The organism is Streptomyces sp. NPDC060366 (genome assembly GCF_042725135.1).
In the GTDB taxonomy this organism is placed as follows: domain Bacteria; phylum Actinomycetota; class Actinomycetes; order Streptomycetales; family Streptomycetaceae; genus Streptomyces.
Window position 1 is genome coordinate 337,885 of sequence record NZ_JBHXDC010000004.1, and the last position, 25,028, is coordinate 362,912.

20 protein-coding genes are annotated in these 25,028 nt (G+C 71.9%); 11 read left to right on the plus strand and 9 right to left on the minus strand.

Translation table 11 applies throughout. The annotated features are described in order from the left end of the window. The first annotated feature begins 29 nt into the window (after positions 1-29). Positions 30-782 (plus strand): TrmH family RNA methyltransferase, encoded by a 753-nt coding sequence (locus ACFWHU_RS14155; RefSeq protein ID WP_387225036.1) that lies wholly within the window; start codon positions 30-32, stop codon positions 780-782. Positions 783-882: 100 nt separating this feature from the next. On the opposite strand, the gene paaN is transcribed toward ACFWHU_RS14155, so the two are convergent. Beyond that, positions 883-2,604: a phenylacetic acid degradation protein PaaN gene (gene paaN / locus ACFWHU_RS14160; protein ID WP_385792033.1), complete on the minus strand. Its 1,722-nt coding sequence runs from the start codon at positions 2,602-2,604 to the stop codon at positions 883-885. 243 nt (positions 2,605-2,847) lie between these two features. On the opposite strand from paaN, the gene ACFWHU_RS14165 reads away from it, so the two are divergent. Both ACFWHU_RS14165 and ACFWHU_RS14170 read left to right on the plus strand, forming a co-directional pair. Further along, positions 2,848-4,377: a 3-hydroxyacyl-CoA dehydrogenase gene (locus ACFWHU_RS14165; protein ID WP_387225037.1), complete on the plus strand. Its 1,530-nt coding sequence runs from the start codon at positions 2,848-2,850 to the stop codon at positions 4,375-4,377. After that, entirely contained in the window at positions 4,374-4,970 is a 597-nt protein-coding gene (locus ACFWHU_RS14170; protein ID WP_385792035.1) for a TetR/AcrR family transcriptional regulator, read from the plus strand. The genes ACFWHU_RS14165 and ACFWHU_RS14170 overlap by 4 nt, the downstream gene beginning before the upstream one ends. Before the next feature lie 58 nt (positions 4,971-5,028). Here the strand turns inward: ACFWHU_RS14170 and ACFWHU_RS14175 are convergent, their stop codons facing one another. After that, positions 5,029-5,541, minus strand: a complete 513-nt coding sequence (locus ACFWHU_RS14175) for an Lrp/AsnC family transcriptional regulator (protein ID WP_387225038.1) — start codon at positions 5,539-5,541, stop codon at positions 5,029-5,031. Positions 5,542-5,676: 135 nt separating this feature from the next. Between ACFWHU_RS14175 and pdhA the strand changes: the two genes are divergently transcribed. From pdhA to ACFWHU_RS14210, 7 genes are all read left to right on the plus strand, one after another. After that, positions 5,677-6,897 (plus strand): pyruvate dehydrogenase (acetyl-transferring) E1 component subunit alpha, encoded by a 1,221-nt coding sequence (gene pdhA, locus ACFWHU_RS14180; protein ID WP_387225145.1) that lies wholly within the window; start codon positions 5,677-5,679, stop codon positions 6,895-6,897. Beyond that, positions 6,894-7,925, plus strand: a complete 1,032-nt coding sequence (locus ACFWHU_RS14185) for an alpha-ketoacid dehydrogenase subunit beta (RefSeq protein WP_385792037.1) — start codon at positions 6,894-6,896, stop codon at positions 7,923-7,925. The genes pdhA and ACFWHU_RS14185 overlap by 4 nt, the downstream gene beginning before the upstream one ends. Next, the gene (locus ACFWHU_RS14190) at positions 7,925-9,331 is read left to right on the plus strand and encodes a dihydrolipoamide acetyltransferase family protein (RefSeq protein ID WP_387225039.1); all 1,407 of its coding nucleotides are present in this window, start codon (positions 7,925-7,927) and stop codon (positions 9,329-9,331) included. Before ACFWHU_RS14185 ends, ACFWHU_RS14190 begins: the two co-directional genes overlap by 1 nt. A gap of 111 nt (positions 9,332-9,442) precedes the next feature. Beyond that, positions 9,443-10,378: a DUF6457 domain-containing protein gene (locus ACFWHU_RS14195; protein ID WP_385792280.1), complete on the plus strand. Its 936-nt coding sequence runs from the start codon at positions 9,443-9,445 to the stop codon at positions 10,376-10,378. Further along, on the plus strand, positions 10,375-11,853 hold the full coding sequence (locus ACFWHU_RS14200) for a molybdopterin molybdotransferase MoeA (RefSeq protein ID WP_387225040.1): 1,479 nt from the start codon (positions 10,375-10,377) through the stop codon (positions 11,851-11,853). Before ACFWHU_RS14195 ends, ACFWHU_RS14200 begins: the two co-directional genes overlap by 4 nt. Before the next feature lie 20 nt (positions 11,854-11,873). Then, entirely contained in the window at positions 11,874-12,929 is a 1,056-nt protein-coding gene (locus ACFWHU_RS14205; RefSeq protein WP_385792281.1) for a potassium channel family protein, read from the plus strand. 128 nt (positions 12,930-13,057) lie between these two features. Next, positions 13,058-14,044 carry an NAD(P)H-quinone oxidoreductase gene (locus ACFWHU_RS14210; protein WP_385792040.1) on the plus strand — a complete coding sequence of 329 codons (987 nt, stop codon included), beginning with the start codon at positions 13,058-13,060 and terminating at the stop codon, positions 14,042-14,044. A gap of 69 nt (positions 14,045-14,113) precedes the next feature. On the opposite strand, the gene ACFWHU_RS14215 is transcribed toward ACFWHU_RS14210, so the two are convergent. The 6 genes from ACFWHU_RS14215 to ACFWHU_RS14240 all read right to left on the minus strand — a co-directional run bounded on the left by ACFWHU_RS14215 (position 14,114) and on the right by ACFWHU_RS14240 (position 21,844). Continuing rightward, entirely contained in the window at positions 14,114-14,668 is a 555-nt protein-coding gene (locus ACFWHU_RS14215) for a bacterial proteasome activator family protein (protein ID WP_385792041.1), read from the minus strand. A 112-nt stretch (positions 14,669-14,780) separates the two neighbouring features. Next, positions 14,781-17,741, minus strand: a complete 2,961-nt coding sequence (locus ACFWHU_RS14220) for an FtsX-like permease family protein (RefSeq protein ID WP_387225041.1) — start codon at positions 17,739-17,741, stop codon at positions 14,781-14,783. Continuing rightward, a complete protein-coding gene (locus ACFWHU_RS14225) occupies positions 17,738-18,481 on the minus strand; it encodes an ABC transporter ATP-binding protein (RefSeq protein WP_385792043.1) in 744 nt (247 codons plus the stop codon). Before ACFWHU_RS14225 ends, ACFWHU_RS14220 begins: the two co-directional genes overlap by 4 nt. 88 nt (positions 18,482-18,569) lie before the next feature. Beyond that, entirely contained in the window at positions 18,570-19,241 is a 672-nt protein-coding gene (locus tag ACFWHU_RS14230; RefSeq protein WP_385792044.1) for a PadR family transcriptional regulator, read from the minus strand. A 157-nt stretch (positions 19,242-19,398) separates the two neighbouring features. Beyond that, a complete protein-coding gene (locus tag ACFWHU_RS14235) occupies positions 19,399-20,019 on the minus strand; it encodes a hypothetical protein (protein ID WP_387225042.1) in 621 nt (206 codons plus the stop codon). Positions 20,020-20,215: 196 nt separating this feature from the next. Continuing rightward, the gene (locus tag ACFWHU_RS14240; RefSeq protein WP_387225043.1) at positions 20,216-21,844 is read right to left on the minus strand and encodes a protein kinase; all 1,629 of its coding nucleotides are present in this window, start codon (positions 21,842-21,844) and stop codon (positions 20,216-20,218) included. Between the two features lie 396 nt (positions 21,845-22,240). Between ACFWHU_RS14240 and ACFWHU_RS14245 the strand changes: the two genes are divergently transcribed. Beyond that, positions 22,241-23,845, plus strand: coding sequence for a protein kinase (locus ACFWHU_RS14245; protein ID WP_385792047.1), 1,605 nt, complete (start codon positions 22,241-22,243; stop codon positions 23,843-23,845). Positions 23,846-23,866: 21 nt separating this feature from the next. Here ACFWHU_RS14245 and ACFWHU_RS14250 read toward each other — a convergent pair whose 3' ends face one another. Further along, entirely contained in the window at positions 23,867-25,000 is a 1,134-nt protein-coding gene (locus ACFWHU_RS14250) for a phosphotransferase (protein WP_387225044.1), read from the minus strand. Positions 25,001-25,028: the final 28 nt, after the last annotated feature.

Here is a 25,028-nt window from a genome sequence, read left to right on the forward strand (position 1 = left end):
CGCCCCGTCCGCCCGCCTAGGCTGGGGCGATGAACGACGTCGATGCCGCGAGCGCCGTGCGGCTGTGGCACGAGAGCGCCCCCGGCGCCGTGGTGCTCGACGGCTTCCACGCGGTGAAGCACGCGCTGCGGTTCGGGGCGGACGTACGGCTCGTCCTCACGAGCGACAAGGCGTCCGTGCTCGCTCTCGCGGCCGAACTCGCCGACGATCTGACCGGCACGCTGGGGCGCTCCGTCGTCGAAGTGCCCGCGGACGAACTGCGGCAGCTGGTGCCGAAGGTGCATCCCACGCGGGTGATGGCCCTGGCCGTCAGACGGGGGCGCGCGGACAACCTGGCCGAGCTGACGGCGGCGCCCCGGCGCTCGCCGGTCGTCGTGCTCGACAATCCGCGCAATCTCGGGAACGTCGGGGCCGTGGTGCGGCTCGCGGCCGGTTTCGGGGCGACGGGGGTGGTGACGACCGGGGATCTCGACCCATGGCATCCGAACGCCGTCCGCGCGGGCGCCGGGCTGCACTTCGCCACCGCCGTGGAGCCGATGGCCCTCGACGCGTTCCCCCCGGGACCGCTGTACGCACTGGATCCGGAGGGCGGCGACATCCGGTCGGTGACCGTCCCCGACGACGCGCTGCTCGCCTTCGGCTCCGAACGGCACGGGCTCTCCCCCGAACTGCGGGAGCGGGCCGACGCGTTGCTGGCCCTGCCGATGCGGCCGCAGGTCTCGAGCTACAACCTCGCCACCAGTGTGGCCATGACCCTCTTCCACTGGGGCGGCCCGAACTGACCCGCACCCGGCCACCGTTGAGCGGCCGGGCCCGGGTCGTGTCGGGGCGTCAGGCCGGGGCGAGACCCCGAAGTCCCGCCTGCCCTGCGGGCGGACGGCGCTACTTCGCGGTCACGGCCTGGCGGCGGACCTCCACCGTGCGGAAGCGGTTGGCCACGAAGGCCGCGTCGCACAGCGCCGCGTTCGCCGCCGGGTTGCCGCCGGAGCCGTGGAAGTCGGAGAAGGCCGCCGTCTGGTTCACATAGACGCCGCCCGTCAGATTCAGGGAGAGCTGGGCCAGCTCCTCCAGACAGACGTCCTCGATGGCACGCTCGGTCTCCGCGGAGGTCGTGTACGCGCCGACCGTCATCGCTCCCTTGTCGCGCACCGTGCGGCGCAGCAGCTCCAGCGCCTCCTCGGTCGAGTCCACGGCGACGGCGAACGAGACCGGGCCGAAGCACTCGGCGAGATACGGCGCCTCGGAGCCGAGTCCACCCTCCGCCGCGTCCCACTGCTTGCGCGAGCCGTCGGACTTGACGATCGCGGGTGTGCGGACCACCGCGTCCGGGAAGTCCGGGTTGGCGATCTCGCGCGAGGCGAGCGCCACGTCGCCCAGACCGGCGGCGGCGTCCAGCCTCGCCTTCACGTCCGGGTTGACCAGCGCGCCGAGCAGGCCGTTGGCGCGGGCGTCGTCGCCGAGCAGACCGCTCACCGAGGCCGCCAGATCGGCGACCACCTCGTCGTACGACTTCGGGCCCGCGTCCGTCGTGATCCCGTCGCGCGGGATGAGCAGATTCTGCGGGGTGGTGCACATCTGGCCGCTGTAGAGCGAGAGCGAGAAGGCCAGATTGGCCAGCATGCCCTTGTAGTCGTCGGTGGAGTCCACGAGGACCGTGTTGACGCCGGCCTTCTCCGTGTAGACCTGCGCCTGGCGGGCGTTGGTCTCCAGCCAGTCGCCGAAGGCGGTGGACCCGGTGTAGTCGATGATCCTGACCTCGGGCCGTACCGCCAGGGTCTTGGCGATGCCCTCGCCGGGGCGCTCGGCGGCCAGCGCGACGAGATTCGGGTCGAAGCCGGACTCGGCGAGGACCTCGCGCGCCACCCGTACCGTGAGGGCGAGGGGCAGCACCGCGCGCGGGTGCGGCTTGACGAGGACCGGATTGCCGGTGGCCAGCGAGGCGAACAGGCCCGGATAGCCGTTCCACGTCGGGAAGGTGTTGCAGCCGATCAGCAGGGATACGCCGCGCGGCGCGGCCGCGAAGGACTTCCGCAGCTCCAGGGGATCGCGCTTGCCCTGCGGCTTCGACCAGTCGGCCTCGGCGGGGGTGCGGGTCTGCTCCTGATACGCGTACGCCACCGCCTCCAGGCCGCGGTCCTGGGCGTGCGGCCCGCCCGCCTGGAACGCCATCATGAACGCCTGCCCGCTGGTGTGCATCACGGCGTGGGCGAACTCGTGGGTGCGGGCGCTGATCCGGGCCAGGATCTCCAGGCTGACCAGGGCGCGCGTCTCGGGTCCCGCCGCGCGCCAGGCGCTCATGCCCGCGCGCATGGCGGGCAGCAGGACGTCCACGTCGGCGTGCGGATACTCGACGCCGAGCTCCGGGCCGTACGGCGACCTCTCGCCGCCCGTCCAGCCGTCGGTGCCCGGCTGGTCCAGGTCGATACGGGTGCCGTGCAGGGCCTTGAACGCGGCCAGGCCGTCGGCCGGCGCGCTCTCGCCGTACGCCTTCGGGTGCTCGGGGTGCGGCGACCAGTAATCGCGCGTACGGATCGCGTCGAGGGCCCGGTCGAGCGTGGGCCGGTGCTTCTCGTTGAGCTGCTGGGGGCTGAGCTGGGCGGCCATGACTGACCAACTCCTCGTCGAGCTGGGCGGGAGGGGGACAAGTGGGACAGCGGGACACGGGCAACAGACAGAGTTAGAGTAACCGAACGATCGGTCGGGACAAGGGGGGCTGTGGAAAACCCGTGTTTTCCCGCCGTCGTGGACGGTCCCGTTCCGGTCGGTTCCGGCGGATCGGCGCCCCGGACCGGACTCCTTGCGGAGGTCCCGTACCGCGGCGGAAGTTCATACAGGAGGATCGGTTTCATGACTGCAATCGAGCGCTCCCGCGTCGTCGCGGTGGTCGGCACCGGCACGATGGGACAGGGAATCGCCCAGGTGGCCCTTGTCGCCGGCCATCCCGTGCGCCTCTACGACGCCCTGCCAGGCCGTGCCCAGCAGGCGGCGGAGGCCGTCGGAGCCCGCCTTGACCGGCTGGCCGAGAAGGGCAGGCTGGACGCCGGGGCCCGCGACAGCGCCAAGGCCCGGCTGCTCCCCGCCGCGGAACTGTCCGAACTCGCCGACGCCGCGCTCGTCGTGGAAGCCGTCCTGGAACAACTGGCGGTCAAACAGGAGCTGTTCGCGGCGCTGGAGGACATCGTCGCCGACGACTGTCTGCTCGCCACCAACACCTCATCCCTCTCCGTCACGGCCGTCGCCGGCGCCCTGCGCCATCCCGGCCGCTTCGTCGGCCTGCACTTCTTCAACCCGGCGCCGCTCCTGCCGCTCGTCGAGGTCGTCAGCGGCCACGCGACCGAGGAGACGGCTGCCACGCGCGCGTGGGCGACAGCGGCGGCGTGGGGCAAGACACCGGTGCGCTGCGCCGACACTCCGGGTTTCATCGTGAACCGCGTCGCCCGCCCCTACTACGCCGAGGCGCTGCGTCTGTACGAGGAGCGGGCCGCCGACCCCGCGACCATCGACGCCGTCCTGCGCGAGTCGGGCGGCTTCCGGATGGGCCCCTTCGAACTGACCGATCTCATCGGCCAGGACGTCAACGAGGCGGTCACGCGCTCCGTCTGGGAATCCTTCTTCCAGGACCCGAAGTTCACGCCCTCGCTCGCCCAGCGGCGCCTCGTGGAGTCGGGCGGTCTCGGCCGCAAGTCGGGCCGGGGCTGGTTCTCCTACGAGGACGGCGCCCCCGCCCCCGTACCGCACACCGCGCCGCCAGCCGATCCGCCGTCGTCCGTGGTCGTCCAGGGTGAGCTGTTCGCGGCGGGCGTGCTGCCGGAGCTGATCGAAGAGGCCGGGATCGAGGTCATACGTAAGGAGGACGCCGTCCCCGGATTCCCCGGCTGGCTCGAACTGCCCTGCGGCACAAGGCTCTTCCTCACGGACGGCGAGGCCGCGGACAGCTCCGACCTCCGGCTGATCCACTTCGACCTCGCGCTCGACTACCGCACCGCGACCCGGATAGCCCTGGCGCCGTCCGCCACGGTGACCGAGGAGTCCCTGCGTACGGCCGTCGGTCTCTTCCAGGCGCTCGGCAAGCAGGTCAGTGTGATCGCCGACGTGCCCGGCATGATCGTGGGCCGTACGGTCGCCATGCTCGTCGACTTCGCGCTCGACGCCGAGGCGCGCGGCGTCGCGGCGGCCGAGGACATCGACACCGCGATGCGGCTCGGCGTGAACTACCCGCGCGGGCCGCTCGACTGGGGCGCGGAACTGGGGGCCGACCGGACGCTGTATCTGCTGGAGCGGCTGCACGAGGAGTATCCGTCCGGCCGGTACGCCGCCTCGCAGGCGCTGCGCCGACGCGCCGCCGCCGAGATCGCGTCGGAAGGGGCGGGCTCATGACGACCGCGAAGCGGGACACGTACACCCCGGAGACACTGCTGACCGTCGCGGTCGGCGTCTTCAACGAACGCGGCTACGACGGCACGTCCATGGAGCATCTGTCGAAGGCCGCCGGTATCTCCAAGTCCTCGATCTACCACCATGTGGCGGGCAAGGAGGAACTGCTGCGCCGCGCGGTCAGCCGGGCCATAGACGGGCTCTTCGGGATCCTCGACGAGCCGGGCGCCGGACGGGGCAGGGCCATCGAGCGGGTCGAGTACGTGACGCGCCGCACGGTCGAGGTCCTGATGGCGGAGCTGCCCTATGTGACGCTGCTGCTGCGGGTGCGCGGCAACACCAAGACCGAGCGCTGGGCCATGGAGCGGCGCCGGGAGTTCGACCAGCGGGTCGCCGATCTGCTCAAGGCGGCGGCGAACGACGGGGACCTCCGCGCGGACATGGACATCCGGCTGGCGACGCGGCTGCTCTTCGGCATGATCAACTCGCTGGTGGAGTGGTACCGGCCGCAGGCGGCCGGCGGCTACGACAGCGACCAGGTGGCCGAGGCGGTCGTACGGATGGCGTTCGACGGGCTGCGTACGGAGTCGGCGTAGCGCTTCCGGTCGCTTCCGCGCGCCTTCGGGGGACCGGGAGGGCCTGCCCGCCGCCCGGTCAGGGCGCGGGCGGAGCCGTCTGGTCGAGGTCGGTCTCCTCGAAGACCAGCAGGGTGCGCGTGGACAGCACCTCGGGGATCGACTGGAGCCGGGTGAGGACCAGCTCGCGCAGCGTCCGGTTGTCCGGGGCGTGGACCAGCAGCAGCACGTCGAAATCGCCGCTGACCAGGGCGATGTGCGTGGCTCCCGGCAGCTCCTGGAGCTGTTCGCGCACGGTGCGCCACGAGTTCTGCACGATCTTGAGCGTGATGTACGCGGAGGCGCCCTGACCTGCCCGTTCGTGGTTGATCCTGGCGCCGAACCCGCGGATGACATGGTCCTCCATGAGCCGGTTGATCCGGGCGTACGCGTTGGCGCGCGAGACATGGACGCGCTCGGCCACGGAACGTATCGAGGCGCGGCCGTCGGTCTGGAGGATGCGCAGGATGTCCCGGTCGATCGCGTCCAGCGGCCGGGGCGGGAGCTCCTGCCCGGTGCGCTCCCAGTCTTCGGCCATTTGTTCAGCCGCCATGGTCCCCACCTCTCCGCTCTTGGACACCTTGTGCCCATCTCAGGCTGTGCAGAACCGTTTGTCCACAGGCTGAAGCCGCCAGTAGCCAAATTGGCTCGGCAACCGAACAATCGGTAGGTGAGGCGCACCACACTCATGCGCCGCCCAGTCCGCTCCCATGAGGAGGTGCACGCGTTGAAGAAGAGCAGCACGACGGTCCAGGAGCCCCCGGGTGCCGTCGTCCACCGGACCACCCCGCCCCCGGCGTGGCAGCCCCGCACGGACCCCGCCCCGTTGCTCCCCGACCGCGAGCCGTACCGCGTGCTGGGTACGGAAGCCGTGGCGGACACCGACCCCGAGCTGCTGCTGCGGCTCTACGCGGAGCTGGTCCGCGGCCGTCGGTTCAACGCGCAGGCCACCGCCCTCACCAAGCAGGGCCGACTGGCCGTCTACCCGTCGAGCACCGGCCAGGAGGCCTGCGAGGTCGCCGCGGCCCTGGTGCTCCAGGAGCAGGACTGGCTCTTCCCCAGCTACCGCGACACCCTCGCCGTCGTGGCGCGCGGCCTCGACCCCGTCCAGGCCCTCACGCTGCTGCGCGGCGACTGGCACACCGGCTACGACCCCCGCGAGCACCGCATCGCCCCGCTCTCCACACCGCTGGCCACCCAGCTCCCGCACGCCGTCGGGCTGGCGCACGCCGCGCGCCTGAAGGGCGACGACGTGGTCGCGCTCGCCATGGTCGGCGACGGCGGCACCAGCGAGGGCGACTTCCACGAGGCGCTGAACTTCGCCGCCGTATGGAACGCCCCGGTCGTCTTCCTCGTGCAGAACAACGGCTTCGCCATCTCCGTCCCCCTCGCCAAGCAGACCGCGGCGCCGTCGCTGGCCCACAAGGCCGTCGGCTACGGAATGCCGGGCAGGCTGGTCGACGGGAACGACGCGCCGGCCGTGCACACGGTGCTCGCCGAGGCCGTGCGGCGTGCCAGGAGCGGCGGCGGCCCGACGCTCATCGAGGCCGTGACCTACCGCATCGAGGCTCATACGAACGCGGACGACGCGACGCGTTACCGCGGTGACGCCGAGGTCGAGGCGTGGCGCGCGCACGACCCGGTCCGGCTGCTGGAGCACGAGCTGACGGAGCGCGGGATGCTCGACGAGGACGGGATCAGGAAGGCCGCCGACGACGCCGACGCGATGGCCGCGCGGCTGCGCGACCGGATGAACGCCGAGCCGGAGCTGGACCCCATGGACCTCTTCGCGCACATCTACGCGGAGCAGACTTCACAACTGCGCGAGCAGGCCGCCCAGTTGCGGGCCGAGCTCGACGCGTCGGCCGAGCCGGCCGACGAAACACCCGGGCAGGGAGAGGCGCGATGACCACCGTTGCCGCCACGGCCGCGAAGACCGCCAAGGCGGCGAAGCCCGCCACCATGGCACAGGCGTTGCAGCGCGCGATGCGCGACGCGATGGCCGAGGACCCGACGGTGCACGTCCTCGGAGAGGACGTCGGCGCGCTCGGCGGAGTCTTCCGGGTCACCGACGGACTCGCCGCCGAGTTCGGCGAGGACCGGTGCACGGACACGCCGCTGGCCGAGGCGGGCATCCTCGGGACGGCCGTCGGCATGGCGATGTACGGGCTGCGGCCCGTCGTGGAGATGCAGTTCGACGCCTTCGCCTATCCGGCGTTCGAGCAGCTGACCAGCCATGTCGCCAAGATGCGCAACCGCACGCGCGGCGCGCTGCCGATGCCGATCACCATTCGCGTGCCGTACGGCGGCGGGATCGGCGGCGTCGAGCACCACAGCGATTCCTCCGAGGCGTACTACATGGCGACCCCCGGCCTCCATGTCGTCACCCCGGCGACGGTCGACGACGCGTACGGGCTGCTGCGGGCCGCCATCGCGTCCGACGACCCGGTGGTCTTCCTGGAGCCGAAGCGGCTGTACTGGTCGAAGGCCCAGTGGTCGCCCGAGGCGCCCGCCACGGTGGAGCCGATCGGCCGGGCCGTCGTGCGGCGTACGGGACTGAGCGCCACGCTCGTCACGTACGGCCCCTCCCTCACGGTCTGTCTGGAGGCGGCGGAGGCGGCGCGCGCGGAGGGCTGGGACCTGGAAGTGGTCGATCTGCGCTCGCTGGTGCCCTTCGACGACGAGACGGTCGTCGCCTCCGTACGGCGCACGGGGCGCGCTGTGGTCGTCCACGAGTCCAACGGTTTCGGCGGGCCCGGCGGGGAGATCGCCGCCCGGATCACCGAGCGGTGCTTCCACCATCTGGAGGCGCCCGTCCTGCGGGTCGCCGGATTCGACATCCCGTATCCGCCGCCGATGCTGGAACAGCACCATCTGCCGGGTGTGGACCGGGTGCTGGACGCGGTCGCGCGGCTTCAGTGGGAGGCGGACAGCTGATGGCCCAGGTGCTCGAATTCAAGCTGCCGGATCTCGGTGAGGGACTCACCGAGGCCGAGATCGTCCGCTGGCTGGTGGCGGTCGGCGACGTCGTCGCGATCGACCAGCCGGTCGTCGAGGTCGAGACGGCCAAGGCGATGGTGGAGGTGCCGTGTCCCTACGGGGGCGTGGTGACCGCGCGGTACGGCGAGGAGGGCACGGAGCTGCCGGTCGGGGCGCCGCTGCTGACGGTGGCGGTGGGGGCGTCCGAGTCGGCGCCGGCCGCCGCCACGGGGACGGGGACTGCCTCGGCGGGCGACGGGGCCGGATCGGCCGAGACATCGGGGAACGTGCTGGTCGGATACGGCACGGGCGCGCCCGCCGCGCGGCGGCGCCGGGTCCGCCCGGCCGCCTCACCTGTCGCCTCTGTGTCTCCCTCAGTGGTCGTCGAGCCGGCTCCGGCACCGACGCCCGCATCCGCACCGACGCCCGCACCCGCACCGGCTTCCGTGCCTGAGCGGTCGGGGCCCGTTCCGGTCATCTCACCGCTCGTGCGGCGGCTGGCCCGGCAGAACGGGCTCGACCTCAGGGCGCTGGCGGGCTCGGGCCGAGACGGACTCATTCTGCGGTGCGACGTCGAGCTGGCCATCGAGCGGATCGGGCAGGCCGCACAGGCACCCGGCCCGGCCGTCGCCACCCCTGTGAACGGCACGTCCGGTGGCTCCGCCGCCGGGGCTGTCACCGAGCGCGTACCGCTGCGCGGCGTCCGTGGCGCGGTCGCCGACAAGCTCAGCCGCAGCCGCCGCGAGATCCCGGAGGCGACCTGCTGGGTCGACGCGGACGCGACGGAGCTGATGGCGGCCAGGACCGCGGCCAACGCGGCGGGCGGCCCGAAGATCTCCCTCATCGCACTGCTGGCGCGGATCTGCACGGCCGCGCTCGCGCGGTTCCCCGAGCTCAACTCCACGGTGGACATGGAGGCCAGGGAGATCGTCCGGCTGCGTGACGTCCATCTCGGCTTCGCCGCCCAGACGGATCGCGGGCTGGTCGTCCCCGTCGTACGGGACGCGCAGAGCCGCTCGGCGGAGTCGCTGAGCGCGGAGTTCGCCCGGCTGACGGAGGCGGGCAGGTCGGGGAAGCTGACGCCCGGCGATCTGACCGGCGGCACGTTCACGCTGAACAACTACGGCGTGTTCGGCGTCGACGGCTCCACCCCGATCATCAACCACCCCGAGGCGGCCATGCTCGGCATCGGCCGCATCGTCGCCAAGCCGTGGGTGCACCGGGGCGAGCTGGCCGTACGCCAGGTCGTCCAGCTCTCCCTCACCTTCGACCACCGGGTGTGCGACGGTGGCACGGCGGGCGGCTTCCTCCGGTACGTGGCGGACTGCGTGGAGCAACCGGCGGTGCTGCTGCGCACGTTGTAGGACGGTCGCGGATCGCGGTCCCGGATCACGGCCCGGATCGCGGTCGGAGATCACGGTCGGACATCGCATGGCCTCGGACACGCGATCGCGGACCATACTTCAGCCATGACCATGACCGCCCATGACGCCATCGTGCTCGCCGGAGGTGCCGCCAAGCGGCTCGGCGGAGTCGACAAGCCCGCCGTGAGCGTCGGCGGCCGGGCGCTGCTCGACCGGGTGCTCGGTGCGTGCGGCGGCGCCGCGCGCACCGTGGTCGTGGGGGGCAGGCGCCCCACGATCCGGCCCGTGCGCTGGGCGCGCGAGGAGCCGCCCGGCGGCGGCCCGGTCGCCGCGCTCGACGCCGGGGTTCGGCACGTCGAGGCGGACACCGTGCTCGTCCTGTCCGCGGATCTGCCGTTCCTGAAGCGGGAGACGACGTCCCGGCTCCTCGACGTACTCACGGCGGACGGCGAGCGCGAGGGCGCGATGCTCGTCGACGCGGACGGCCGCGACCAGCCACTGGTCGCGGCGTACCGTACGGAGCCGTTGCGCCGTGAGATCGCCCTCCTCGCCGCCGAACACGGCAATCTCGTGGGGCTGCCGCTACGACTGCTGACGCATGAACTCGACCTCGCCCGTGTCCCGGCGGATGCCGACCCGCTCGCGTCGTTCGACTGCGACACCTGGGAAGACATCTCCACGGCGCGGGCACGCATCAGGGAGCATGGGACCGTGCTGGACGAATGGATCACCGCAGTCAAGGACGAACTCGGCTTCGAGCTCGACGTCGACATCAAGGACCTCCTCGACCTCGCCCGCGACGCCGCGCACGGTGTCGCCCGGCCCGCCGCGCCACTGACGACCTTCCTGGTCGGGTACGCGGCGGGCCGGGTGGCCGCCGGTGGCGGAGGGCCCGAGGCGGTGGCCGAGGCGTCCCGGAAGGCCACGGCCCTCGCCCTGCGCTGGGCCGACGAGGCGGACGGGACGAACAAGAGCGGTACGAGCGACGGCGGTACGGACAAGGCGTCCGAGGGCGGCGGCGGGGCCGAGGGGGCCGACGCCGGATGACGGCTCAGGACCGCGAGGTCGACGGCGTCGAGGACGTCCTCGCGCTGTTCGGCAGGCAGCCGGACGAGGGTTCCGGAGCGGAGCCGGACACCGACCGGCCCGCCTCCAAACCCGACGCCGCACCTCCGAAGCCCGCCGCCGGTACGCGCAGGCACCACGCCACACCGTGGGCCGAGGCCCGCGCGATCGCCTCCCGATCCGGCCGATCGGCGGCGACCGCCCCGCCCCCCGCCCAAGCCCCGGCCCCCGGTCAAGGCCCGGCCCGCACCCGGCGGGTCCCGCTCGAACAGGCCCTGGGCCACGTCCTCGCCGAGCCGCTGGTCGCGCTCACCGACCTCCCGTCCTTCGACACCTCCGCGATGGACGGCTGGGCGGTCTCCGGACCAGGCCCCTGGTCCGTACAGCCCGATCAGCGCGATCAGCCAGACGACCCCGCAGCCCTCGCGGACACCCGGCCCACGCCCACCCCCGGCATACTCGCCGGGCACGCCGCCGCCACCCCGCTCCCCGATGGCACGGCGGTCCGGATCGCCACCGGCGCCCGTATCCCGCCCGACGCGACAGCCGTGGTCCGCAGCGAGCACGCCCGTACGGACTCCACCGGCCATCTCCACGCCGAACGCGCGGTGGTCCACGGCCAGGACATCCGCCCGCGCGCCCAGGAGTGCCGCTCCGGGGACCGGCTCCTGCCCGCCGGCGCCGTGGTGACCCCGGCGGTGCTCGGTCTGGCCGCCGCCGCCGGTTACGACGAACTGCTCACCGCCCGCCGCCCGACCGTCGACGTCCTGGTCCTCGGCGACGAACTGCTCGTGCGCGGACTGCCCCACGACGGCCTCATCCGTGACGCGCTCGGCCCGATGATCGCGCCCTGGCTGAGGGCACTGGGCGCCGATGTCATCGACACCCGCCGAGTCGCGGACGACGCCCACGCCCTGTTCCGGGCGATCACCGAGTCCGAGGCCGATCTGATCCTCACCACGGGCGGTACGGCCGCCGGCCCCGTGGACCATGTCCACCCCGTGCTCGCCAGGGCGGGCGCCGAACTGCTCGTGGACGGTGTCGCCGTACGCCCCGGCCACCCGATGCTGCTGGCCAGGCTGGCCTCCGGCCGCCATCTGGTCGGCCTGCCGGGCAATCCGCTCGCCGCTGTCTCGGGGCTGCTGACACTCGCCGAACCACTGCTGCGTACGCTCGGGGGGCGGGTGCCACAGCCCGCGTACCACGCGCCTGTACGGGACGAGGTGCACGGCCATCCGTACGACACCCGGCTCGTGCCCTTCGTCCACCGTGACGACCGGCTCGTGCCCCTGCGTTACAACGGTCCCGCCATGCTGCGGGGGATCGCCGTCGCCGACGGACTCGCGGTCGTGCCGCCCGGCGGCGCGCGTCAGGGAGACGAGCTGGAAGTCCTCGACCTGCCCTGGGCGGCCTGGGCCGATGCCGCCGCCTCCACCGATGACGGGTGTTTCACGTGAAACTTCCCGGTCAGGACGCGATGGCGCGTCATGCCGATGAACACCTGGTCACCAGCCGGGTGAAACTGCCGCGCCGGATCGTCGACCGCCCGCTTCGGCAGGTGAGCAAGCGACTGCTGATGGCGCTGGGGGTACTGGCTGTCACGGTCTTCATCGTCTGGATCGACCGCGCCGGCTACCACGACAACTCCGACGACTCGGTCGACTTCCTCGACTCCGTCTACTACGCCACCGTCACGCTCTCCACGACGGGTTACGGCGATATCGTCCCGTACAGCGACGGGGCCCGGCTCATCAACGTCGTGCTGGTCACGCCGCTGCGCGTGCTCTTCCTGATCATCCTGGTCGGCACCACTCTTGAGGTCCTCACGGAGCGCACCCGGGAGGAGTGGCGGCTGAACCGCTGGAGGTCCAACTTGCGTGACCACACTGTCATTGTCGGCTTCGGTACGAAGGGCCGGTCGGCGATGCAGACCCTCTGCGCCACCGGGCTGAAGAAGGACCAGATCGTCATCGTCGACCCGAGCGCGAAGGTGATCGAGGCGGCCAACGCGGACGGTTTCGTGGGCGTCATCGGCGACGCGACCCGCAGCGATGTGCTGCTGCGGGCCGAACTCCAGCGGGCACGGCAGATCGTGATCGCCACTCAGCGCGACGACACGGCGGTGCTGGTGGCACTGACCGCGCGCCAGCTCAACCGCGGGGCGAAGATCGTCGCCGCCGTGCGTGAGGAGGAGAACGCGCCGCTGCTGCGCCAGTCCGGCGCGGACGCCGTCATCACCAGCGCCAGCGCGGCGGGCCGGCTGCTCGGCCTCTCCGTGCTCAGCCCCGTCGCCGGCACGGTGATGGAGGACCTGATCCAGCAGGGCAGCGGCCTCGACCTCATCGAACGGCCGGTGATAAAGGCCGAGGTGGGGCGGAGCGTACGGGAGACGGACGACCTGGTGGTCAGCGTCCTGCGCGGGCACCGGCTGCTCGGTTACGACGACCCGGCGGCCAGCCCGCTCCAGCTCACCGACCGGCTGATCACGATCGTGCGGGCGGATCCCAACTCGGAGCAGAACAACGGGGTCTGAGCCGACGGACGGGCCCCTGCTGCCGGGCCCCCGTCGCCGGGCCCCGCCACCCGGCCCCGCCGGAGCGGTACCGGCACCGGGAATCCGTACCGGCACTACGAACAGGACCGGGGGGTAGCCTCCCGACCATGTATGCGATCACGATTCCGGAACCCGGTGGCCCCGAGGCGCTCGTCTGGGCCGAAGTGCCCGATCCCGTACTCGCCGAGGGTGAAGTCCTCGTCGACGTCGTCGCGAGCGCGGTCAACCGCGCCGATCTGCTGCAACGGCAGGGCTTCTACGACCCGCCACCCGGCTCGTCCCCGTACCCCGGTCTGGAGTGCGCGGGCCGCGTCGCCGCGCTCGGCCCCGGTACCGAGGCCTCGGGCTGGTCGGTCGGCGACGAGGTGTGCGCGCTGCTCGCGGGCGGCGGTTACGCCGAGAAGGTCGCCGTTCCCGTGGGCCAACTGCTCCCCGTACCCGACGGCATGGACCTGGCGACGGCCGCCGCGCTTCCCGAAGTGACCTGCACCGTCTGGTCGAACGTCTTCATGATCGCCCATCTGCGCCCCGGCGAGCTGCTGTTGGCGCACGGCGGCGCGAGCGGCATCGGCACCATGGCGATCCAGCTCGCCAAGTCGGTCGGCGCACGGGTCGCCGTCACGGCGGGCGGGCCGGAGAAGCTGGCGCGCTGCGCCGAGTTGGGCGCGGACATCCTGATCGACTACCGGGAGCAGGACTTCGTCGAGGAGCTGAAGAAGGCCACGGACGGGGCGGGCGCGGACGTTATCCTCGACATCGTCGGCGCGAAGTACCTCGACCGCAATGTGCGTGCGCTGGCCGTCAACGGGCGGCTCGCCGTGATCGGGCTCCAGGGCGGGGTGAAGGGTGAACTCAACCTGGCCGCTCTCCTGGGCAAGCGCGCGGCGATCACGGCCACGTCGCTGCGAGGGCGTCCGCTCGGCGAGAAGGCGTCGATCGTCGCGGCCGTACGAGAGCACGTCTGGCCGCTGGTCGGCGCCGGGCAGGTACGGCCCGTGGTGGACCGTACGTTCCCCATGTCGGCCGCGGCCGAGGCGCACGGCGCCCTGGAGGCGGGCGAGCACGTGGGCAAGATCCTGCTGCTGCACCCTTAGGGCCGCACTCAGAACGCCGGACGGACCGCAGTGGCCCGTCCGGCGTCCTTTCGCGACAAGTCCAGGGGATCAGAGATACGGGCCGGAGCGGATCGCGCCGTGGGCGCCCGGGTCCTCGTCGTCCTCGCCGTCGTGGGACGCACCCGGCGGCAGCGCCCGGCGCATCTGCTCCAACTGCGCCCGCGCCGCCATCTGCTGGGCGAACAGCGCCGTCTGGATCCCGTGGAAGAGACCTTCCAGCCAGCCGACCAACTGAGCCTGCGCGATGCGCAGTTCGGCTTCGGAGGGGATCGCCTCGTCGGTGAAGGGGAGCGACAGCCGCTCCAGTTCGTCGACGAGTTCGGGGGCGAGACCGTCCTCGAGCTCCTTCACCGAACCGGCGTGGATCTCCTTGAGCCGTACCCGGCTCGCCTCGTCCAGAGGAGCCGCCCGCACTTCTTCCAGCAACTGCTTGATCATGCTGCCGATACGCATGACCTTCGCAGGCTGTTCGACCATCTCCGTCACAGGGATCTCGCGCGGCTCGTCGTCCCCTTGTCCGCCGCCGAGCGCCATCCCGTCCTGCCCCACCACGAGGACATGGGGGTTGCTCTCCTGCGACCGTTCGTTCCTCGGCATTTCCATATCCTCATTGTCTCGCACCTGGGTGCGGACGCGCGGTGAGCCCCCGTAAGAGAGTGGTCCACTCCCCTACGGGGGCCCGATCGGTCTCCGGGGTCCGGTGCCCCGGTGTCCGTCAGATCGCCGCCCTGCGCGCCAGCGCGCCCCGCGAGCGGGTGACCAGCGCGGCCAGCACCGCCGCGCCGAGCGGGACGACGACGAGCAGTACGCCCAGCGTCTCCCACGGGATGACCACCGGCACGAACGGCGCCGTGGCCTCGGACCCGCCGGCCCAGCCCTCGTCCAGCATCTTGGCGTACATCTGGTCCTGCGCGCGGCGTTCGGTGAAGCGCAGCCCGATGGCGGGCAAGATCCCCGACGCCGAGCCGAGCAGCACACCCATCGCGGCCACCACCCCGCACTGGAAACCGCTGAGGGCCTTGCGGACCCTGGGCGGTGCCCCGACGGCGGCGAGCGTCTTCAGGTCGGCCTCGGCGTCAGCCTGGGCGAGCCCGGTGGCGATACCGGCGGCGCCGATCGTGATCAGGCCCGCGAAAACGGCGAGCGCCAGCAGCGTGGTGCTGTTCTCGGGGGTGAAGCCCTTCTCGACGGTCAGCCAGACGTCGCCGCCCGTCTTGGCGAGTTCGCTGTTGAGCTTCTGTTCCTGCGCGTCGCTCGGCAGCCGCTCGGTCGAGAAGAAGGCACCCAGCGGTACGGTCGTGAAGCCCGCCTTCCGCGCCGCGTCCGGAGGCACGATCATCGTGACGCCGTACGCCCTCTGACCGCCGGTGATCTGGCGGGCGGGGATCGACGTGACGGTGCCGGGCGGCTCCTTGCCCTCCATGCTCGCCGCGTCCGCCGCGGCCATGTCGGCGGCGGAGATGACGCGGACGTCGACCGTGCCCTCCGACCCGGCCTTCGGTCCGTCCTTCGAGAGGACCGCGCCGCCGCGCGCGCCGCCCTTCGACGGGGCCCCGGCGTCCTGACCGTCCGCGCCCGCGGGGTTGATGTTGCGGTTGCGGAAGGACACGGCCTGCCCGTTCGCCAGCGCCTTGTCCGCGGCCGGGTCCTTGATCTTCAGGACCTTCAGCAGCTTCTCGTCACCGATCAGGATCTCGCCGGCGGCGTCGCCGACGCCGCCTCCCTGCTCGGAGCAGCGCCAGTCTTTGGCGAGCTCGCGCCGCTCGGCCTTGGAGAACTTCGAGGCGGGGTCCTCATCCGTGTTGCCGTACGACCACAGCGGGCACTCGTGGGCCTTGGGCAGGACGATCTCGTACCGTCCGCAGTCGTCGCCGCCCCCGTACGCCGAGCAGTTCCTCTTGCCGACCACGACACGGTCCACGTCGGCCCGCACCTCCGTCGGCAGCAGTTTCTGCACGTCGTCGCGCATCGACGGAACGTCGGCGGCGGATTCCGGCGACAGGATGGCGACCGCGCCGTACGGCAGGGAAGCCTTGTACTCCGCCCTCTCCTGGGCCTCCGAGCTGGAGGTGTACGTCGCCACGGCCACCGTGCCGGCGACGGCCGCGAGCACAGCCGCCACCGCCGGAGCCGTACGGCCCCTGTTGCGTACGGCGTCCCGCAGCGCGAGCCGCGGTGACAGCGGCAGCCAGCGGCCGATCCGTCCGAAGAGACCCACCAGGGCGGGCGTCAGCGCCACCACACCCAGCTCGGCGAGGGCGCTGCCGCCTCCGACGAACGCGACCTGGTCGGACACCGTCGAGCCGTACAGCGCTATGCCCGCACCGACGACGACGGCGGTCAGACCGAGGATCGGGAGCACCCTGCTGCTCCTGCGGACGCCGCGGCGGCCGGTGAGCGAGGCCACGACGCTCTGCCGGGAGGCGGTGACCGCCGGGACTATCGCGGCCAGCAGACCGGTCACGACCGCGATCAGCGCGATCCCGATCAGCTCAAGCGGGCGCAGGTCGAAGTCGCCGAAACGCTTGCCCAGCCAGTCTTCGAGCACCGGCTGGAGGGCGAAGGTCAGACCGATGCCCAGCGCCGTACCGACCACGGCGGCCACCGCGCCGATCACCAGGCCGCCGCTGAGGACGATGGCCCTGATGTGGTGCCGGTCGCCGCCGTTGGCGCCGACCAGGCCGAGCTGGCGGCGGGAGCGGCGGGCGCCGACGGCGAACGCGGGTCCTGCCAGCAGACAGATCTCCAGCATCGCGAGACCGACGACGGTACTGAGGATGGCGAGTTCGGTGGTGTTGTCGGAGTTCCCGCCGTACGGAGGGCCCTCCTGCTCGTAGTACGGCACGTCCGAGTCGGCGGGCGGGTTGAGCGTGACGGCGCGCGAGACGACCGTGACGCCCTTCTTGTTGGACTCCTTGACCATGTTCCACGTGAAACCGGCGTCGCCGGGTACGGAGACCAGATACGTGGCCGACATCTGGGTGTCGGGCAGCTCCGCGGCGGCCAGCGCCTTGTCGAGCGGGGCCAGCAGGGCGCCGGGAAGCGCGTTGACCTGGGCGTCGCCCAGAGAGTTCGGCAGTTCGTACGCGCCGACGATCCGGTACGTGGCGTCGAGGCCGTGCGCCGTCAGCTCGGATCCGACGCGCAGACCGCTGCTCTCCAGGAAGGCGTTGGTCGCGGCGACCTCGTCGGCCTTCCGGGGGAAGTGGCCGCGGTCGAGGAGCATGATGCCCTCGGCCATCGGGTCCGACGCCTTCAGCTCCCGGATCTGGGTGTTCAGCAGACCGTGGGTGGTCTTGAGCTTGGCCCTGCCCTCCGCGTCCACGAGCGACTTGGCGTTCGCCGGGAAGGCGGCCTCGACGTCCGTCTCGCCGTCGGGCCACGGCTTGTCCTCGTAGTCCCCCTCCGGCGCGTACATGTCGCCCTTGGGGTCCTGTGTGACGGCGACGCCGCCGAGACGCGGGTCGTTGACCCGGGCGTCGGCGGCCCCCAGGTCGCGCTCCAGCGACTGGGCGGGGGAGAGCTCGGCGCTGCGCAGGGTCAGATCGGCGGCGCTCACACCGAGGATCGGCAGGGCGAGCATGGCGAGGACGAGGAAGCTGCGTCCCTTGAATCGCCAGGCGTCCCGGCGGGCTATGCGGATCGCGGCACGCCACGAGTGGTACCAGGTCTTCACCGCTCGGCCGCCTGGCCCGTGAGCAGGGAGTCGGCCTGGCTGCGGATCGTCTGGTCGACGACGGCGCCGTCCCTCAGGAACACCACGCGGTCGGCCCAGGCCGCGAAGCGCGGCTCGTGCGTGACCAGGACGCCGGCCGCGCCCGCGTCGCAGCGGCTGCGCAGCAGGGCGAGCACGGACTCGCCGGTCTCGGAGTCGAGGGCGCCGGTGGGCTCGTCGGCGAGGACGAGGCGGCGGTCGCCGACGAGCGCGCGGGCGATGGCCACGCGCTGCTGCTGGCCGCCGGACATCTCGTCCGGGAAGCGGTCGGCGAGATGGTCGAGGTCCATCTCGCGCAGCGCGGCGACGGCCTCGCCGCGGGCCTTGCGGGCCGACGTGCCGTCGAGCTCGCGGGGGAGGGAGACGTTCTCGGCGGCGGTGAGGGCCGGGATCAGGTTGTAGTCCTGGAAGACGTAGCCGATGCTGCGGCGGCGCAGGGCGGCGATCTGCTTGCGGTTCGCGGTGGTGAGGTCGGTGTTCTCGACTATCACCTGCCCCGACGTCGGGGTGTCGAGGCCGCCGGCGATGGTGAGCAGCGTGGACTTGCCGGAGCCGGACGGGCCCATGACGGCGACGAGTTCGCCGGGGAAGACGTCGAGGTTGATCCCGCGCAGGGCGTGGACCTCGGTGGCGCCACTGCCGTGGACGCGTGTCAGGTCCTTGAGTTGCAGTACGGGATGCGGTGCCTGCTGGTCAGGCATGGTGGTCCCCCTTGAGAGCGGATCTGGGTCGTAGGTGTGTGAGTGGTGGGGCTTAGGCCCTGTCCGGCCGGGCGCCGGCGGCGCGGTGTCAGCGACGGCCGGAGCGGCCGAGTCCGGCGCTCGGGGCGGGTGTGGGCTTCTCCCCCGGCGGCCGTGAGCCGTCGGCGCCGGCCTCCGGCTCCTCCCGCTCGCTCTCCCGCTTCGCCTGCTTCTCCTTCTGCGCGGCCATCAGCGAGAGCCGGACGAGCCTGGCCTCGCAGTGGTCGAGCCAGCGCGCCTCGGCCTCCGTCTGGAAGATGAGCTGTTCGAGGACGAGCAGCCACGCCACGTCGTCGCGGTTGTCCGGTGACACGTCGGTGGCCTGGGCCTTGAGCCGCGTGTAGTCCTGCATCGCCTGCACGGTGTGGTGGCGCTGCGACTGGATCACCTCCCGGATGTCGATCCCGGGTGCGCCGACGGCCATCGCGAGCTTGATCGCCAGCTCGTCGCGCGGCGGACTGCGGCGGTCGACCGGTGACCGGAACCAGTTCCGAAGCTCATCGCGGCCGGCGTCCGTGATCACGTAGAGCGCGTGGCCGGCTTCGTCCTCACCGTCCTGGACGACCATGCCGTCGCGCTCCAGACGGTTGAGGGTCGTATAGACCTGGCCGACGTTCAGCGGCCAGGTGGCTCCGGTGCGGGACTCGAACTCCGTACGGAGCTGAGAGCCGTAGCGCGGTCCCGGTTCGAGGAGGGCGAGAAGCCCGTGGCGGATCGACATACTCAGTATGTATACCGAGTATGCCCTCGACGGCAAGGGTCCTGAGAGGGACCTCACGCGTCAGTCGTAAGGAGGAGGTAAGGGCGACGCGAGATGGACGGGGGCGTCGAAGCCGCAGCTCAGAGTGGGTGCGTGAGGCCTGGGCGGGCCCTCGTCGTCAGTTTCGACGCAGCCGCAGGCCCAGAAAACCGATGCCGAGCCCCATGAGCGCCATTCCGATGCCGAGGGTCAGCGCCGGGACGGCGCGGGCGACGGGCTGGGACAGGGCCTGGCCGTTCTGCTCCTGCGCGGTGGCGTCCCGAGGGGGTGTACGGAGCGGGAAGGGCACGTCCGTCGGGGCGCCGAAGTCCTCCGACAGGACCTCGTCGTCATCTCCGTCGCCCTCGTCCCGGCTCTCGCCCTCCCGCTCGCGTTCTGTCTTCGGGTCGTTCTTCTCGCCGGTCTTCTTGCCGTTCTCCGGCTCGGCGGAGGGGGATGCGGGAAGGCCGGCCGACGGCGAAGCGGAACCGGACGGCGGTCTTCCACTCGCGCTCGGCAATATCGGGAGGCTCGGTAACGTCGGCAGTAAGTCCGTGGACGGGTCGTAGGCCCCCGGCGGCGACGCCTCGGCGCTCGCCGTCGTCCGCCCCGGCCGCGGCCGTCCCTGCCCGGCCTGATTCCCGGCCAGCGACGAGGACGCGCTCGGGGAGGGCGACGGGGCGGCACGCGGGGATTCGCGCTCCTCGGCGTACGCGGGGGCCGCGCCCGCCAACAGGGTGGTGACCGCGACCACGACCATGAGCGCGCGAAAGGATCGGAGCCGTGCGTGGAGCCGTGACATCACCTACTCAGCGTCACACGCGGTGACAGAAGCGGCATCTCGGCGAAAGCCGGCCGGCACACCCGGCGTACACTGCGGCGCCCGCGCGGTCCGGTCCCTCGCCGTCCGCCCCGTTCGCGCCGTTCGCGCTCGCGGCCGCAGGCCGGTTCTTCGGTTACTCCGGGTTGCCCGTGGAGATCTTGAGCTCGAACTCCTGCTTACCGGGCAGCACCGCCTGGCCCTGGCTCGGGAACTGGTCGACCACGATGTCCTCGGCCTGCGTGGGGTCGTTGACCTCGCTCACCTTCCACGTCCAGTCCGCGGCACGCAGACACTCCTTCACGGAGATGATGTCCTTGTAACGCAGGTCGGGCGCCTGGACCTTGGTCGGGTCGACCCCGTCCTCGTACGCGTCCGAGCACTTGTCCTTGTCGATGGTCCGGTTGCGCTCCGGCGGCCGGTGTCCGGCCACGGCCGAGCCCGTGGGCTTGGCGTCCGGGTCCTTCTCCTCGTTGCCGCCCTGGGAGAGCGCGAAGGTCAGGCCGCCGATCGCGGCGATCGCGACCACGATCGACCCGACGATGACCGGAAGGTTCCGCTTGCCGCCGCTGTTGCCACCCCCGTGGCCCCCCTGGCCACCGTGCCCGCCGTGCCCCGAACCCATCTGGTGTTGCTGCGGCGACATCGAGTACGTGGGCGCCGGGGTCTGGTAGCCCTGGTTGTGCTGCGGCGGGTAGCCGTACGTAGGAGGCGGCGTCTGCATCGGCGACGGAGTGGGCGGGCCGTACGCACCCGGCTGGTACGGCGTCTGCACGCCCCCCTGCGGCGCCGGCGTCCCCTGGTCCACCGGCGGGAAGACCGCCGAGCCCACACCCGCGCCGCTCGTCGACGGGGCGCCCTGCACGATCACCGGCGCTCCGGTGTGGCCCTGCGGAAGGACCCGCGCGCACTCGTCGCGCATCGCGGCGGCGCTCGGGAACCGCTCGTTCGGGTTCTTCTTCAGCGCCCGCGCGACGAGCGCGTCCATCGCGGGAGTGATGGAGCGGTTGATGGAGGAGGGGGCGACCGGCTCCTCCTGTACATGCGCGTACGCGATCGCCAGCGGCGAGTCCGCCTCGAAGGGCAGCCGCCCCGTCAGCAGTTGGAAGAGCATGATGCCGACCGAGTAGAGGTCGGAGCGGGCGTCCACGCCGCGCCCCAGCGCCTGCTCGGGGGAGAGGTACTGCGGTGTGCCGACGACCATGCCGGTCTGCGTCATCGACGTGACGCCGGACTGCATGGCCCGCGCGATGCCGAAGTCCATCACCTTGACGACGCCGCGCTTGGTCATCATCACGTTGCCGGGCTTGATGTCGCGGTGGACCAGGCCCATCTCGTGGCTGGTCTCCAGCGCGGCCAGCACGTCCGCCGTCACCTTCAGCGCGCGGTCGGCCGGCATCGCGCCGTACTGCTGGATGTCCGACTGGAGCGCGGAGCCGAGCGGCTGCCCCTCCACGTACTCCATGACGATGTACGGCATGAGCGAGCCGTCCAGCTCGTCCTCACCCGTGTCGAAGACCGAGACGATGTTCGTGTGCGACAGCTTCGCGACGGCCTGGGCCTCACGCCGGAAGCGTTCACGGAAGGACTGCTCACGGCCGAGCTCGGTGTGGAGCGTCTTGATCGCGACCTGCCGGTCCAGCGCCGCGTCGTACGCGAGGTAGACGGACGCCATACCGCCCTCGCCGAGCAGGTCACGAAGCTGGTACCGGCCGCCCGCGACCGAACCGCCCGCGTAGCGGCCCTGTGCGCCGTCGTGGCTCATGACTGTGCTTCCCCCTCGGCGCGGCGACGCGGTGATCCAGTGCTTCGCGCTGATCCGTACTCACGCGATCCCGTGATCCCGTGCTCCCGTATTTACGGCCAAGTCTGCCCCAGGGCAGTGACACGTCAAGCCAGGTGCCCGTTCCGTGACCCTACGCATAACAAGAGTCTCGGAAGCGTTACAGGAAAAGCATGGAATTTGCGCGGGCGGAGCCGTAGCGGGTTTGATGACCGGTCCATCTCCAATTGGCGTGTCGCACCGAGGCTGTAGCGTGACCGGCACAGCACCACCGCAGGATTCACCACGACTCCTGCGACCGCTCCTTCATCCATCCCAGGCTCCACCGCGACCCCGCGCACGCGGGCGGCACGCGGACAGAAACGACGGCGAGGACTGATGGCACCCGAACCCGAAGCAGGCGGCGGCGGAGTGCCTGATGCCGCTGACTCATGGGGCGTCGGCGGGCTGGTCGGAGACGGCCGCTACCGGATGACGTACCGCCTCGGCCGGGGCGGTATGGCGGAGGTCTACGCGGCGGAGGACGTCCGGCTCGGCCGCACCGTGGCCGTCAAGCTGCTGCGGTCCGACCTCGCCGAGGACCCGGTCTCCAAGGCCCGCTTCACACGCGAGGCCCAGTCGGTGGCCGGGCTGAACCACCACGCCGTGGTGGCGGTGTACGACTCCGGTGAGGATGTCGTGGGCGGCCAGACCGTTCCGTACATCGTGATGGAGCTCGTCGAGGGCCGTACGATCCGCGATCTGCTGCTCAACGCCGAGGCGCCGCCGCCGGAGCAGGCGTTGATCATCGTCTCCGGTGTTCTCGAGGCGCTCGCCTACTCGCACCAGCACGGCATCGTCCACCGCGACATCAAGCCCGCGAACGTGATCATCACGGACGGCGGCGCGGTCAAGGTCATGGACTTCGGCATCGCGCGTGCCCTGCACGGCGCGCAGTCGACGATGACCCAGACCGGCATGGTCATGGGCACGCCGCAGTACCTCTCGCCCGAGCAGGCGCTCGGCAAGGCCGTCGACCACCGCTCCGACCTGTACGCGACGGGCTGTCTGCTCTACGAACTCCTTTCGCTGCGACCGCCGTTCACCGGTGAGACGCCGCTCTCCGTCGTCTACCAGCACGTCCAGGACATCCCCGTCCCGCCGTCCGAGGTCTCGGACGTGGTGCCGCCGGAGCTGGACGGGCTGGTCATGCGCTCGCTCGCGAAGGACCCGGACGACCGGTTCCAGAGCGCCGAGGAGATGCGCGGCCTCGTCCAGTACGGCATGCAGATGCTCCAGCAGCAGGGCAGCCACACGGGCACCTGGAACACGGGCCCCGTCGACACGCACGACGGCGGCGGCACCCCGGCGATGGGCGTCGCCGCGACGACCGCGCTCGGCCACCCGCCGCACGGTGACACCGCGCAGCGCCCGATGCTGCCGCCGCAGAACCCGAACGACGGCGGTTACGACGGCGGCCACCACGGCAACGGGGGCGGGGGCGGTGGCCGCGGCAAGATGTGGCTGTTCGCCCTGCTCGCGGTGGTCGCGATCCTGGCGGGCGCCGCCTACGCCGTACAGAACATGGGCGGCACGGGCGACGACAACAAGCAGGACCCGAAGACCGAGCAGACCCCGACGGACAAGCCGACCGACAAGCCGTCGAAGACCGAGGAGGACACCACGCCCTCCGAGGACACGGACACCTCGACGGGCGGCAACCAGCAGCCGGAGTACCCGCCGGACGACACCCCGACCGACGACCCGACACCGTCGGACAGCCCGTCGGACACCCCGTCCTCACCGGATCCGGGCGACGACGAGGGGACGACGGAGGGCGACGACGAGGGCCCGACCGGCGATCCGTCCTCTCCCCCGGACACGGGGACGGCGGACGGCGGTGCGGCCGAGGGCGGCACCAACGAGGGCGCCACGGGAACGCCGGGCGGCGGAGCCGCCGGTGATCCCGGTGGCGGCGACCCCGCGGGCGTTATCGGGGGGTAAGCACCCACGACGGGCCGCGGGTCACCCCGCGAACGCCTCGCACACCTCCTCGTACCTCCGCGTCCACCAGACCGCCAGGGCCGACACCGCAGGGAACTGCGGGTCGGCCCTTCGGTCGTTCAACTGGTAGCGCCAGCGCAGTATCCAGAAGTCGTTCAGCCGCTCCCACCACACCCGGTGCACGGCGGCGGCCAGTTCGCCGGCGTCCGCCCCGGCCGTCAGCCGGTAGCCCCGCGCGTACGCCCGCACCTTCACCAGGTCCAGCTCTCCCGACGGCCGTACGAAGAAGATCGCCGCCGCCCTGACCGCCTCCTCGGCGCGGGGCTGGACGGCCAGCCGGTCCCAGTCGACGATCGCGGCGGGGTCGGTGCCCCGGTAGAGCACGTTCAGCGGGTGGAAGTCGCCGTGCACCCAGCCGGTGGCCGTCTCGGCGCCCGGTGGCGGCCGGTGGTGCGCGTTGCGTTCCAGCAGCGTGCGGCGTTCCAGCAGCCGGTGTTCGGCGAGCGAGTCGAAGCCGTCGCCCGGGGTGCGCCCGCGGGCGAGGGTCAGTAACTCGTCGATGAGCGCGAAGGTGTCGGCGGGGGTGGCGCTGGCGTAGACGCCGTCGAGCGTGCCGTCATGCGGGCTGCCGTGCGGGCTGCCTTGCGCGCCGATGTGCGCGCCGGCCTGCGCGACGTCGCGTGTGCCTCCGTGGCCGAGGCGGTCCGTCACCGGCTTCATGACCTGTTCCAGACAGGTGTGCACGACGCCGAGGAGCGATCCGAGCTGCCACGAGGCGGCGGGTGTCAGCTGGGCGCCGGCGCGGTGCCGGCCGTCGACCCAGGGGTGCAGGGCGTAGCAGTGGCCGCCGACGACGGCGACGGTGCCGCCCTCGGTGTCCCGGACTGGCGGTACGACGGGTACGCCCAGGGCCTGGAGCCGCCGGGTGACGCGGTGCTGGCGGGCGATGGACTCGCGGTCGCCGTCGAGATGGTGCTTGAGGAAGTAGGAGCCGTGGGTGGTGGTGAGCCGGTAGCCACGGTTCAGCAGCCCCTGGGCGAGGGGCTGGCAGGCAAGGGGTTCGCCCACATCCTCGTAGCGTCGGAGCAGCTCACCGAGGGGCAGGCAGCCGAAGGGGGGATCGATCAGGGGCGGAGCGGTCGCGACAGAGGGCATCGTCGCAGTCATTGCATATGAGCGCGGC